At 66.2% G+C, this 12,461-nt stretch carries 11 protein-coding genes; 10 read left to right on the forward strand and 1 reads right to left on the reverse strand.

Translation table 11 applies throughout. The features are described from left to right. Positions 1–189 precede the first annotated feature (189 nt). Entirely contained in the window at positions 190–1,386 is a 1,197-nt protein-coding gene (gene tyrS, locus HH302_RS21580; RefSeq protein ID WP_172205079.1) for a tyrosine--tRNA ligase, read from the reverse strand. Between the two features lie 173 nt (positions 1,387–1,559). On the opposite strand from tyrS, the gene HH302_RS21585 reads away from it, so the two are divergent. From HH302_RS21585 to HH302_RS21630, 10 genes are all read left to right on the forward strand, one after another. Then, a complete protein-coding gene (locus HH302_RS21585; RefSeq protein ID WP_172205082.1) occupies positions 1,560–2,771 on the forward strand; it encodes a peptidoglycan DD-metalloendopeptidase family protein in 1,212 nt (403 codons plus the stop codon). Next, positions 2,768–3,868, forward strand: a complete 1,101-nt coding sequence (locus tag HH302_RS21590; protein ID WP_172205085.1) for an anhydro-N-acetylmuramic acid kinase — start codon at positions 2,768–2,770, stop codon at positions 3,866–3,868. Before HH302_RS21585 ends, HH302_RS21590 begins: the two co-directional genes overlap by 4 nt. 16 nt (positions 3,869–3,884) lie before the next feature. After that, on the forward strand, positions 3,885–4,748 hold the full coding sequence (locus HH302_RS21595; RefSeq protein WP_172205087.1) for a DMT family transporter: 864 nt from the start codon (positions 3,885–3,887) through the stop codon (positions 4,746–4,748). Between the two features lie 95 nt (positions 4,749–4,843). Further along, positions 4,844–5,200: an STAS/SEC14 domain-containing protein gene (locus HH302_RS21600; RefSeq protein ID WP_172205089.1), complete on the forward strand. Its 357-nt coding sequence runs from the start codon at positions 4,844–4,846 to the stop codon at positions 5,198–5,200. Next, a complete protein-coding gene (locus tag HH302_RS21605) occupies positions 5,197–6,048 on the forward strand; it encodes a sulfurtransferase (protein WP_172205091.1) in 852 nt (283 codons plus the stop codon). Before HH302_RS21600 ends, HH302_RS21605 begins: the two co-directional genes overlap by 4 nt. 15 nt (positions 6,049–6,063) lie before the next feature. After that, on the forward strand, positions 6,064–6,942 hold the full coding sequence (locus HH302_RS21610; RefSeq protein WP_172205093.1) for a LysR substrate-binding domain-containing protein: 879 nt from the start codon (positions 6,064–6,066) through the stop codon (positions 6,940–6,942). 222 nt (positions 6,943–7,164) lie between these two features. Continuing rightward, a complete protein-coding gene (locus tag HH302_RS21615) occupies positions 7,165–8,025 on the forward strand; it encodes a sulfide/dihydroorotate dehydrogenase-like FAD/NAD-binding protein (RefSeq protein WP_172205096.1) in 861 nt (286 codons plus the stop codon). A gap of 34 nt (positions 8,026–8,059) precedes the next feature. Beyond that, a complete protein-coding gene (gltA, locus tag HH302_RS21620) occupies positions 8,060–9,577 on the forward strand; it encodes an NADPH-dependent glutamate synthase (protein WP_172205098.1) in 1,518 nt (505 codons plus the stop codon). After that, positions 9,574–11,475, forward strand: a complete 1,902-nt coding sequence (locus HH302_RS21625; RefSeq protein ID WP_172205100.1) for a 2-oxoacid:acceptor oxidoreductase subunit alpha — start codon at positions 9,574–9,576, stop codon at positions 11,473–11,475. Before gltA ends, HH302_RS21625 begins: the two co-directional genes overlap by 4 nt. After that, positions 11,472–12,455, forward strand: coding sequence for a thiamine pyrophosphate-dependent enzyme (locus HH302_RS21630; RefSeq protein ID WP_172205102.1), 984 nt, complete (start codon positions 11,472–11,474; stop codon positions 12,453–12,455). Before HH302_RS21625 ends, HH302_RS21630 begins: the two co-directional genes overlap by 4 nt. Positions 12,456–12,461 lie beyond the last annotated feature (6 nt).

A 12,461-nucleotide genomic window follows, 5' to 3' on the forward strand; every position in this document is an offset into this window, starting at 1 on the left:
TTTCGCTGCCGCATTTCGCGACAGCCAGAACCGCTTGAAACCCTGCCGCGCCGTTGCTTTCGCTTCGTCAGCAGCAGAGAGGTGAGACTATAGCGACCCCGCCTTTTCGCGTCAACTGCCAAAGCAAATTAATCTACCAACTCGGTCTTGCCCTAGAAAGAGCCGAGCAGAGAAACCCCTGCTCGGCCGTCAGGCGGCCGTCACGCGTGCGAATTTGCGCTTGCCGACCTGAAGAACCATCACGCTGCCGGCGTTAACGACCAACCCCTTGTCGGACACCTTTTCTCCGTCGGCTCGCACGCCGCCCTGTTCGATCATGCGCATGGCTTCTGAGGTACTCGCAGTCAGACCCGCTTGTTTAAGAAGCTGGGCGATCGCCATGCCCGCACCGACCTCGACGGTGACCTCAGGAACATCGTCCGGAATTGCATTGCGCTGAAAACGCGCTTCGAAATCGGCCAACGCATCCTCCGCGGCGGCGCGGCCGTGGAAGCGCGTGATGATTTCTTGCGCCAGTTCGACTTTCACATCACGCGGATTGCGCCCAGCAGCCACTTCGGCCTTGAGTGCACCAATCTCAGCGTTCGAGCGGAACGACAGCAGGTCGTAGTACCGCCACATCAGTGTGTCGGAGATCGACATCAGCTTGCCGAAAATGTCGCGCGGCGGCTCATTGATGCCGACATAGTTGCCCAACGACTTGGACATCTTGTTAACGCCGTCCAGCCCTTCGAGGAGCGGCATCATCAGCACAACCTGCGGCGACTGGCCGTGGTGCTTCTGCAACTCGCGCCCCATCAGCAGGTTGAACTTTTGATCCGTACCGCCCAGTTCAACATCGGCCTTCATCGCGACCGAGTCGTAGCCCTGGCATAGCGGGTAGAGGAATTCGTGGATCGCGATCGGTTGGTTGTTGCCGAAGCGCTTGGCGAAGTCGTCGCGCTCGAGCATCCGCGCCACGGTGTGCGTTGCAGCGAGCTTGAGCATTCCGGCGGCCCCCAGCTCGTTGAACCAGGAGGCGTTGAAGCAGATTTCGGTCTTTGCCGGGTCGAGGATCTTGAAGACCTGCTCTTTATAGGTCTCGGCGTTTGCAACGACCTGCTCCGCCGACAGCGGCGGCCGGGTGCTGTTCTTGCCAGTCGGGTCACCGATCAACGCGGTGAAATCCCCGATCAGGAACATGACGTGATGGCCCAGATCCTGGAAGTGCCGCATCTTATTTAGTAACACTGTGTGACCAAGATGCAGATCAGGCGCAGTCGGATCGAAGCCCGCCTTGATGCGGAGAGGACGACCAGTCTTGAGTTTCTCGACCAGTTCGGCCTCGATCAGGAGTTCGTCGGAGCCGCGCTTGATGAGTTCGAGTTGCTCAGTGATCGCTGTCATGCCTTCTATCCGGAAACGTGAAATTTGCTACTATCGCCCGCATTTAACCGCGCGGCCAGTTGCAAATGAGCCACACAAAAGTTTCTATTCTAGCGCGGCTTAAGGGACTTAAAGAGCAGGGTCCTGTCTGGTTTTGGTCGGGGGTCGGCATTGCCGGCGCCTCGGTGTTCGGCATGGTGGCTGCGGTTGCGGTCATTCCAGGCCCTGACGCCACGACGATCAACCAGAAGGCGGTCATCGAGAACCTGCTCGTTTCGCCCGAAGCCGAGATTCTTCCTGAAGATGCGGCCTTCTTCCGCGAAGACCGCATCCAGCGCGGCGATACCCTCGCCTCGCTGCTGCAGCGTCTCAATATTGACGATCCGGAAGTCGCCGATCTGCTGCGGACCCACACGCTCGCGCAGAACGCAATGCGTCGCCTGACGCCGGGCGCCACGGTGCATGCGTCGATGACGGCCGGTGGCCGCGTGCTGACGCTCGCACTGCCCGGCAGTTCAAGCGATCGGCAATTGCTGGTTGAGCGGCGTGACGGATCGATCGTGGTTCGCGACGTCGCGGTTGAGTTCGATACTCGCATCCAGGCCAAATCCGCCGAGATCCGCAACTCGCTGTTCGGCGCGACGGACGAAGCGGGTCTGCCGGACTCGGTCGCAGTCGGGCTGGCCGAGATTTTCGGTTCGGAAATCGACTTCCATCGCGATCTGCGCCGCGGTGACCATTTCCGCGTGATCTACGAAGTGCTCTACCACCGTGGCATGCCGGTCAAGACCGGCCGGATTCTCGGGGCGGAGTTCGTCAACGACGGCCACCGCTACACCGCTGTGTGGAACGAGAACGGCGGTCGCGGCGACTACTACACCGCCGAGGGCAAGAACCTCAAGCGCGGCTTCCTGCGCTCGCCGCTGGAGTTTTCCCGTGTCACTTCCGGCATGGGCATGCGGATGCACCCGATCTACGGCACGATGCGCGCACACAAGGGCGTCGACTACGGCGCACCGATCGGTACCCGCGTGCGCTCGACGGCCGACGGCACCGTGGAATTCGCCGGCCGCCAGGGCGGCTACGGCAATTTCATCGTGCTGCGGCACGCTGGCGGCATCACCACCGCCTACGGCCACTTGTCGCGCATCGATGTGCGCCAGGGCCAGCGTATCCACCAGGGCGATACGATTGGCGCAGTGGGCAATACGGGTTCCTCTACCGGCCCGCATCTGCACTACGAATTCCGTGTCGCCGGCGAGCACAAGGATCCGCTCAAGGTCATCCTGCCCGATGCACCGCCGCTGTCGGGCAGCGAACTGGCGCGCTTCCGCCAGCACAGCGCGACGATCATTGCGCAGCTGAACGACGCGGCGCCGACCTCTCGCGTCGCACGCGCGGAGTGAGCAAACAAACGACGCTGTTTGCCGGGCTGATGTCCGGCACCAGCCTTGATGGCGTGGATGCCGTGATCGCGGATTTCGCGACGCCGCATCCACGCGTCGTTTCCAACGCCTTCGTCCCCTACCCCTCAGACCTGCGCGACGCGCTGCTGGCGCTGAATGCCGCGGGGCACGACGAACTGCGCCGTGCGTCAGAAATGTCGGTGCGCCTCGCAGTGCTCTACGCCGAGGCCACCCAGGCCGCACTGCAAGCCGCAGGTTTAGCGGCGGAAGAGGTTGCGGCGGTCGGCTGCCATGGCCAGACGGTTCGTCACCAGCCCGCGCTCGGCTACAGCCTGCAACTGAATCAACCCGCCTTGCTCGCAGAGCGCTGCGGCATTACGGTCGTTGCGGACTTCCGCAACCGCGATATCGCGGCGGGAGGACAGGGCGCACCGCTGGTGCCGGCTTTCCACGACCGCATCCTGCGCGATGCGCGCGAGCACCGCGTGGTGCTCAACGTGGGCGGCATCTCGAACGTGACCGACCTCGCACCGGGCCGCAGTACGCGTGGGTTCGATACCGGGCCGGGCAACATGCTGCTCGACGGTTGGGCCGCGCGGCATCTGGGCACGGCGTATGACGCAGGCGGAGCATGGGCCGCCCAGGGCGCGGTGCAGGCGGATCTGCTTCAGGCTCTGCTGGCCCACCCTTTCCTGGCCCAACCCGCGCCAAAGAGCTGTGGGCGCGAGGAATTCAACCTCGACTGGCTCGATACGCTGGTACTAAGTCACCACATGGCGGTCGACGTACAGGCCACCTTGCTGGAACTGACCGCGCGCAGCATTCTGGATGCCACCAGGCGCGAATGCGGCCGCCCTGATGCGCTGCTGGTGTGCGGCGGTGGCGTGCATAACGTGACCCTGATGAGGCGGCTGGCTGCGCTCGCACCGGGCGTACGCGTCGCCTCGACAGCGGAACTGGGCGTATCGCCCGACTACCTTGAGGCGCTCGCGTTCGCATGGCTGGCGCAGTGCTGCCTTGCCGGCAGCGCGGGCAACCTGCCTGAGGTTACGGGGGCGCGCGGGCCGCGCGTGCTCGGCGCCATCTACCCCGCCTGAACGGATCCCGGCGCCGATGGGATCGCTCTGGATGCTCGTTGCGAGCCTGCTGTTCGCCTGCATGGGGGCCTGCGTCAAGCTCGGTGCGACGCGCTTCAATGCAGCCGAACTGGTGTTCTGGCGGGGTTTCGTATCGCTGGTGCTGATCGGTGCCTGGATCGCATGGCAACGACGCCCCGTGATGACGCCGATGTGGCGCACCCACCTTGCACGCTCGGTATCCGGCTTCGTTGCGCTGGTGCTGTACTTCCTGGCCATCGTGACGCTGCCGCTGGCGGCTGCCGTGACGCTCAACTACACCTCGCCGCTGTGGCTCGCGGCACTTGTCGCGGTCCTCGCGCATGAGCCGATGCGGCGCGGCATGTGGGGCGCGCTGGCAATCGGCCTGGCCGGCGTGGCGATGGTGCTCAAGCCCAGCATCGACCCGGCACTCTGGTACGGCGCAGTCTTCGGGCTGTGCTCCGGCGCGCTGTCGTCGGTGGCCTACCTGAACGTACGCAAGCTCGGCGAAGCCGGTGAGCCGGAATGGCGCACGGTGTTCTGGTTCTCGGCCGTGTGCGCCGCAGGCGGCCTGCCTTTCGCGCTGTTCGAACCGCACGCTGGCGCATGGACGCTCACCGACGCCGCCATTCTGCTCGGCGTCGGCGGCTTTGGCGCACTCGCACAACTCGCCATGACGCGCGCCTACCGCTATGGCAAAACGCTCGTAGCGGCCTCCCTTTCTTACACCACGGTAGTGTTCGCCGCGATGTTTGGCGCAGCGATCTGGGGCGAGCGGCTGGACCCGCTCGCGCTGGTCGGGATCGTCGCGGTCGTGCTGTCGGGCGCGCTCGCCGGGCGGCTCTCGCGCAAACCCGCACCGCCGGCTGAAACGGACTGAACTGCGACGACGCGGGCACTAAATTGATGCCCCGCATTGAAGCGCAGCGTGCCCCGCGCGGATAATGGGGGTGTCCCATCCACAAGGAGTGCGTGATGATCACTGCAGAACTGCGTGACAACTGCGTCGAGGCAGTCGTGTTCGGAGAACTCACGCTGGCCGATTTCCGCCAGTTCGAGGCCCAGGTCGAAGCAGCGATCGGCACCGGGGCGCCGCTGCGCGCGCTGGTCGATTTGCGCGAGATGAATGGCCTTACGCTCGACGCCGCAATCGAGGACTACCGCTTCGCTCGCCGCTACAAGAACGAGGATGGCCGCATCGCGGTACTGACGACCAACGATCTCGATTCGATCGGTGCCTGGCTGGAGCAATCGCTGATCAACGCCGAGCTTCGGCTGTTCGACGACGAAATCATGGCCCGCGCCTGGCTGGCCGGAGAAACCGTCGAATGAGTACCTGGCACACGCTGGTGGAGGCGCCTGCACTCGCGGCGCGCCTCGGTGCGCCTTCGCTGGTGGTGTTCGATTGCCGCCACGACCTTGCGAAGCCGGGGTACGGCCGCGACGCATTCGCCAGTGGCCGCATCCCCTACGCCCGCTTCCTCCATCTCGACGACGATCTCTCTGGCCCCAAGACTGGCCGCAACGGCCGCCACCCGCTGCCCACCGCGGAAGACTTCGTCGCCCTGATGCGAAGCCATGGCGTATCGGAGACGACGCAGGTCGTCGCCTACGACGACGCTGGCGGCATGTATGCGGCGCGCCTGTGGTGGATGCTGCGCTGGGTCGGGCATGACGCGGTGGCGGTGCTCGATGGCGGCTTCGCCGCCTGGCGAGACGCGGCGCTGCCGATCAGCACCGATGCACCGCTGAATCTGCCGCACGGCACGTTGAGCCTTCGCCCGGGCGTGGCGAGCGTCAGCGCCGACGATGTGTTGGCCAACCTGGCGTCGGCCGCGTTTCAGGTGGTCGACGCCCGCGCGCCGGATCGCTTCCGCGGTGAGAACGAGACGCTGGACCCGGTTGGCGGCCATATTCCAGGCGCGATCAACCGCTTCTTCCGCGACAACCTGGCGCCGGACGGCCGCTTCAAAACGCCGGCGCAACTCGCCGAGGAGTGGCGCAGCCGGCTTGGCGACCGACCCGTGGCGCAGGTGGTCTGCCAGTGCGGATCCGGCGTTACCGCCTGCCACAACCTGCTGGCGCTCGAAGTCGCCGGTCTGAGCGGCGCGCGGCTCTATCCGGGATCGTGGAGCGAATGGTGCGCCGACCCGACGCGCCCGGTCGCGCAGGGCGACTGAGCGCCACGCCGCCCGATGCGTCGGCTGCCGCCGCTCGCCAACCTTGAAGCCTTTGATGCCGCCGCGCGCCTGGGCAGCTTCCTGGCCGCGGCGGAATCGCTTGCACTGACGCCCTCTGCGGTCAGTCACCGTATCCGCGCACTCGAAGCCGCGCTCGGGCTGAAGCTCTTCGAACGTCGCCACCGCAGCATCGCGCTTACCACCGCTGGCGCCGCCTACCATGCGGAGGTCGCACCGGCGATCGATGCGCTCGCGCGCGCGACCGAACGCATCCATGCGGACGGGCACCGCGCGCTTTCGGTGTCGGTCGCGCCCGCCTTCGGGCGTGCCTGGCTGGTTGAGCGCCTCGCGGCCTATCAGACACTGCATCCGCAAATCGAATTTGCGCTGTCCACCTCGACACGGCTGGACCCGGTGCAGCGCGGCGAGGTCGATCTCGCGATTCGCTTCATCGAAGCGGTGCCAGCGGGCCTGGATGGCTGGAAGCTGTTTGACGAGGCGGTGTTCCCCGTCTGTCGCCCGGCGCAGGCGCGCGAACTCCGGCGAGCGTCGGACCTGCTCCACGCCCGCCTGATCCGGCACCCGCTGCTGTCGTGGGCGGCGTGGTTCGCCGCCGCCGGCGTGCAAGCCGCCGAGCCGACCGAAGGCCCGCGGTTTGACGACGGTGCGCTGATGCTGGACGCCTGCGCCGCCGGCCAGGGCATCGCGCTCACCACCACCACGCTCGCCGCGCCGCTGCTGGCGAGCGGGCAATTGGTAAGGCCTTTCGCGACGGAGTTGGCCCAAGGCAGCTACTACCTGCTCGCCGCGCCGGGCGTGAATGACAAGCCGTGGGTGATCGCGTTCGCGCGCTGGCTTTGCGGCGCGGCACAGCACTCCACACCGTCCGCCTGAGGCTGCTCCGGCGCCAGGCGGGGCCTGCGTAGGCAGCGTTTGATCTGGCGCACTGCGATGGTGCTCAGATTGATCCACGGCAAGATTTTCCAGCCGCGCAAGACTAGTCTCGGCACTGACCGACGCCCCATCGCGCCAATACATAGACACAAGGGCGAGGTCTCGCGCAGCAACACCAACAGAGCGCGGTCGTGATCATCTGGTTCCTCGGGGGGGGGTGCCATGTCCGACTTCGAAATCGTCGCACGCTCGGATTTTTCCGACGTGACCTTCTCGCTTGAAGTGCGCCATCCGCTGATGGCACGCGCCGCCAAGCCTGGCCAGTTCGTCATCGTGATGGAACACGAACACGGCGAACGCATCCCGCTCACGCTCGCGGATTTCGACCGCGACAAGGGCACGATCACGCTGGTGATCCAGGCGGTCGGCAAGACCACCCGCGAGATGCAGCAGAACTGCCGCGTCGGCACCCGCTTGCATGCGCTGGTCGGGCCGATGGGCATCCCGAGCCACATCGGCGCAGCCAAGAAGGTGATCTGCGTCGGCGGCGGCCTGGGCGTTGCGCCGATCTATCCGCAGGCCCGCGCCTACAAGGAAAGCGGCGCCTACGTGATCGGCGTGCTGGGCTTTCGCAACAAGGGGCTGGTCTTCTGGGAGGACAAGTTCCGCGCCTGCTGCGACGAGCTGATCCTGTGCACCGACGACGGCTCGGCTGGCATCAAGGGCCTTGTCACCGAGGGCATCAAGCAATCGATCAGCGCACACGCCGACATCGACGAAGTCGTTGCGATCGGCCCGCCGATCATGATGAAAGGCTGCGCCGAGGCGACCCGCCCCTTCGGCATCAAGACCATGGTCAGCCTCAATCCGGTGATGGTGGACGGCACCGGCATGTGTGGCGGCTGCCGCGTGAAGATTGGCGAGGTGATCAAGTTCGCCTGTGTCGACGGGCCGGACTTCGACGGCCACCTGGTCGACTTCGATGACCTGATGGCCCGTCTGGGCCGCTTCCGCCCCACCGAAAAAGCCGCGCTCGAGGCGTGGCAGGAGAGCTGCCGCCTGCGTGGCGGCGCCGGACACTGAACCCGTCTCTCGCCACCGCGAGCAGGAGGCCAGCATGGCCAAGAGAAAGACGATCCGCACCATTCCGCAGGCGCGCACGCCGATGCCGGAACAGGCGCCGGAGATCCGCATCACCAATTTCGAGGAGGTCGCCTGCGGCTACCGGCTGGAGGACGCGCTGCTCGAAGCCGAGCGCTGCCTCGACTGCCCCGACCAGCCCTGCGTGCGCGGCTGCCCGGTCGGCATCGCCATCCCCGGCTTCATCCGCAAGATCGCCGAGAAGAACTTCCACGGCGCCTACGACGTGATCACCGACACCAACCTGCTGCCCAGCGTCTGCGGCCGGGTGTGCCCGCAGGAAAGCCAGTGCGAAGGCGTGTGCACCGTGGGCGAACGACTGGAGCCGGTGGCGATCGGTCGGCTGGAACGCTTCATCGGCGACAGGGCGATCGCCGAAGGCTGGACCAACCTGCCCTACATCGAGCGCAACCGGCACAAGGTGGGCATCGTCGGCTCCGGCCCGGCGGGCATGGCCTGCGCCGCCGACATAGCCAAGGCGGGCTGCGAGGTCACGGTGTTCGAAGCCTTCCAGGAACCGGGCGGCGTGCTCAAGTACGGCATCCCGGATTTCCGCCTGCCCAACAGCGTGGTCGATGCGGAGATCGAAAAACTGCGTCAGCTGGGCATCCGCTTCGAGTGCAACACCCTGGTCGGCCGCCTGTTCACGCTCGAACAGATGATGGGCGAGATGGGCTTCTCGGCGGTGTTTGTCGGCACGGGTGCGGGCTACCCCAGCTTCATGGGCATCCCCGGCGAATCACTGGGCGGCGTGCTGTCGGCGAATGAATGGCTGACCCGCTGCAACCTGATGCACGGCCGCGACTTCCCCGCCTATGACACGCCACTGCAGCCGGGCAAGCATGTGGCGGTGATCGGCGCCGGCAACACCGCGATGGACGCAATGCGCGTTGCGCTGCGGGTGGGCGCCGAAAAGGTCACCTGCGTGTATCGCCGCAGCGCCGCCGAAGCGCCGGCCCGCGCCGAAGAGATCCACCATGCGCAGCAGGAAGGCATCGACTTCCAGTGGCTGACCAGCCCGGTTGAACTGGTCGGCGATGAGCAGCACCGGGTGCGCGCGATGCGCTGCGAGCGCATGGAACTGGGCGAGCCGGATGCCTCCGGCCGCCGCCGCCCGGTACCGGTTGCAGGCAGCGCTTTCGAGATCGAATGCGACATGGTGGTGTTCGCGATCGGCACCAACGCCAACCCGATCCTCGGCCAGACCTCCGGCCTCAAGCTCGACAAGCGCGGCTACATCTGGACCGACGACACACTCGCCACCTCGATCGCCGGGGTGTTCGCCGGCGGCGACATCGTCACCGGCGCGGCAACGGTGATCCAGGCCATGGGCGCCGGCCGCCGCGCCGCACGCGCGATGAAGGCCTATCTGGGCCTGCGTGACACCGATGCGGTGTACCTCGCCGCGCCCACCGACCCCGCCGAACGCCTGTTCGGCATCCCGCGCCGCGAACGCGGCTTCGCCCGCGTGCACTTGCCGGAGACCGCCTCATGAGCGCCACCGCCACCCTGGATCGTCCGTCGAGCACCGCATCGCGCGCCGCCGTGCCGCTCGCCGAGCACATCATCGAAGTGATCAGCGATTCCGGCGAGGGCGCGCAGCGCTGCGGGCAATCGCTGGCCGCCATCGCCGCCCGCATGGGTAACGGCATCTGGACGACCGAGATTATCCCCGCCGAGATCCAGCCACCGGCGCGCAGCGTGGCGGGCGCCAGCGGCATCCGTATCCGCATCGGCGCACAGCGCGTCACCAACGGCGGCGACCAGACCGAACTGGTGGTCGCTTTCAATGAGCAGGTGCTGATCGGCCGGGTACGTGCCGGTGAGCTCAAGCCGGGCGCAACGATCCTGCTCGAATCGATGTGGCGCAGCCACCGCGATCCGGCGATCGTCGCCTCCTACACCGAAACGGTGGAGGCGCTGCGGCGCGACGGTTTCGACGTCCACGAAGTACCGCTGGAAGAACGCTGCCGCGAACTGGTGAGCGACCCGCGCAAGGGCAAGAACATGTTCGTGCTGGGCATCCTGTGCAACCTGTACGGCTTCGATGCACGGCTCGCACGCGAGCAGATCGCCCGCATCTTCGGCAAGAAGGATGCAAAAGTGATCGAGAGCAACGTGATGCTCTACGAAGCCGGCGCCGCCTGGGGCGAGGCCAACCTGCCGTTCCGCTACCGCATCCCGGCACAGCGATCCGAGGTGCCGCAGATCGTGGTGAACGGCAACACCGCCATCGCACTGGGCGTGATCGCCTCCGGCATGGATATCTGCGCGATGTACCCGATCACGCCGGCGACCTCGGCCTCGCATTACCTGAGCGAGATCTTCGAGAAAGTTGGCGGGCTGGTGCATCAGGCGGAAGACGAGATCGCCGCCTGCGCCTTCGCGATTGGCGCGAGCTACGCCGGCAAGTGCGCGGTGACGATCACTTCTGGCCCCGGCTTCTCGCTCAAGCAGGAGGCGATGGGCCTTGCGGTGATGGCGGAAATTCCGCTAGTGGTGGTGAACGTGCAGCGCGGCGGCCCCAGCACCGGGCAGCCGACCAAGGTGGAACAGGGTGACCTGCTTACCGCCATCTACGGCAGCCATGGCGACGCGCCAAAAGTAGTGATGGCACCCTGCTCGATCGAGGATTGCTTCTACTCGATCATCACCGCCCGCAAGATCGCGGAGACCTTCGGCATGGTCGTTGTGGTGCTCTCCGACGCCAGCCTCGCCACCGCACAGCAACCCTTCCCGCGGCCACAGTTCAGCGAAGACTGGCTCGCGCCGCCGGTGGATCAGACCCCCGTCGCGCCCGGTGCCAAGCCCTACGACTGGGATCCGGTCACCGGCCTATCGCGCCGCTTCCAGCCGGGCCAGCCGGGTGGCATGCACACGCTGACCGGCCTCGCGCACGACCGCAACAGCCGTGTCGCCTACGACCCGGCGATCAATGAAGAGGGCCTGCGCGCGCGCAGCCTCAAACTCGCGGCGCTGCAGAAGACCTTGAAGGCGCCCACCGTCTTTGGCGGTGATTCGGGCGACATGCTGCTCGTAGGCTGGGGTAGCACGATGGGCGCGATCGAGGAAGCAGTCACCCGCCTGCGCAAGGAAGGCCTCGCGGTGTCGGCGATGCACCTGCGCTTCATCCAGCCGATGCCCTCGGGCATCCGCGAAATGTTCAAGCGCTTCAGGCATGTGATGACGATCGAGGGCAACTGGTCGGACAAGCCCACCGACGAACTGATCGACGAAGACAACCGCCGTTACTCGGCGCTGGCAATGATGCTGCGCGCGCGCTTCCTGGTCGATGTCGATTGCTGGAGCGAGGCCCGCGGCCAGCCGATCAAACCCGGCGACATCTGCCGCGTGGTGCGGGAAGCGATGCAACGCAAGGAGCGCGAATCATGAGTGGACTCTTGAGCCAGTGCGTGATCAAGCTGCATGAGGCGCACCATGCGCTGGAGGACTATCAGGGCGGCGTGCCGCGCTGGTGCAACGGTTGCGGCGACAACGCGATCCTCACCGCGATGCAGCGCCTGTGCAGCGAAGAGGATCTGGCGCCGGAAAACACGGTGTTCGTCTCCGGCATCGGCTGCTCCAGCCGGCTGCCGCACTACATGAAGACCTACGGCTTCCACGGCATCCATGGCCGCGCTTTCCCGGTGGCCGAGGGCATCAAGATGGCGCGGCCGGACCTGAACGTGTTCGTCAGCACCGGCGACGGCGACTGCTGCAGCATCGGCGCGGCGCACTGGATCCACGCGCTGCGCTACAACATGAACATCACCGTGGTGCTGCACGACAACCATGTCTATGGGCTGACGAAGAAGCAGGCCTCGCCCACCTCGCCGCGTGGCCTGAAGACCAACACCACGCCCTTCGGCGCCACGCTGGAGCCGATGAACCCGCTGACCGTATCGCTCGGCGTGCAGGGCGCCTCGTTCGTGGCGCAGGCGGTGGATTGGGTGCCGGAAGTGCTCTACGACATCCTGCATGCCGCCTACCGGCATGAGGGCTTCTCGCTGGTGCGGGTGCTGCAGCGCTGCCCGGAATTCATGCCCAAGTCCTTCGACCCGTGGCTGCACGACCCGATGCGCACGATGATGCTGACACACGCCAAGGGCATCCAGCTGAGCGCATCGCTCGCGAAGGTGTACCGCAACCACTGCGAGCACGACCCGATCAACCTCGACCGCGCGCGGCAACTTGCCTCGCTGGAAGACCCGATCCCGGTCGGCATCCTGTACTGCAACCCGGACGCCCCGCGCTACGAGAACCTGCGCCACGCCGGCCAACTGCGATCCCCCGCGGCGATACAGGCCGGGCTGGAACGCGAGATGGACAAATACACCGTGTGGCCCGACAGCGAAACCGCGCCCGCCACCTGACCCGGA

This window comes from Niveibacterium sp. COAC-50, from assembly GCF_013184235.1.
Lineage (GTDB): Bacteria > Pseudomonadota > Gammaproteobacteria > Burkholderiales > Rhodocyclaceae > Niveibacterium > Niveibacterium microcysteis.

Excerpts from the sequence above, each read along its gene's own strand:
- tyrS (WP_172205079.1), bottom strand. The coding sequence starts at position 1,386 with ATGACAGCGATCACTGAGCAACTCGAACTCATCAAGCGCGGCTCCGAC.
- HH302_RS21585 (WP_172205082.1), top strand. The coding sequence starts at position 1,560 with ATGGTGGCTGCGGTTGCGGTCATTCCAGGCCCTGACGCCACGACGATC.
- HH302_RS21595 (WP_172205087.1), top strand. The coding sequence starts at position 3,885 with ATGGGATCGCTCTGGATGCTCGTTGCGAGCCTGCTGTTCGCCTGCATG.
- HH302_RS21600 (WP_172205089.1), top strand. The coding sequence starts at position 4,844 with ATGATCACTGCAGAACTGCGTGACAACTGCGTCGAGGCAGTCGTGTTC.
- HH302_RS21605 (WP_172205091.1), top strand. The coding sequence starts at position 5,197 with ATGAGTACCTGGCACACGCTGGTGGAGGCGCCTGCACTCGCGGCGCGC.
- HH302_RS21610 (WP_172205093.1), top strand. The coding sequence starts at position 6,064 with ATGCGTCGGCTGCCGCCGCTCGCCAACCTTGAAGCCTTTGATGCCGCC.
- HH302_RS21615 (WP_172205096.1), top strand. The coding sequence starts at position 7,165 with ATGTCCGACTTCGAAATCGTCGCACGCTCGGATTTTTCCGACGTGACC.
- gltA (WP_172205098.1), top strand. The coding sequence starts at position 8,060 with ATGGCCAAGAGAAAGACGATCCGCACCATTCCGCAGGCGCGCACGCCG.
- HH302_RS21625 (WP_172205100.1), top strand. The coding sequence starts at position 9,574 with ATGAGCGCCACCGCCACCCTGGATCGTCCGTCGAGCACCGCATCGCGC.
- HH302_RS21630 (WP_172205102.1), top strand. The coding sequence starts at position 11,472 with ATGAGTGGACTCTTGAGCCAGTGCGTGATCAAGCTGCATGAGGCGCAC.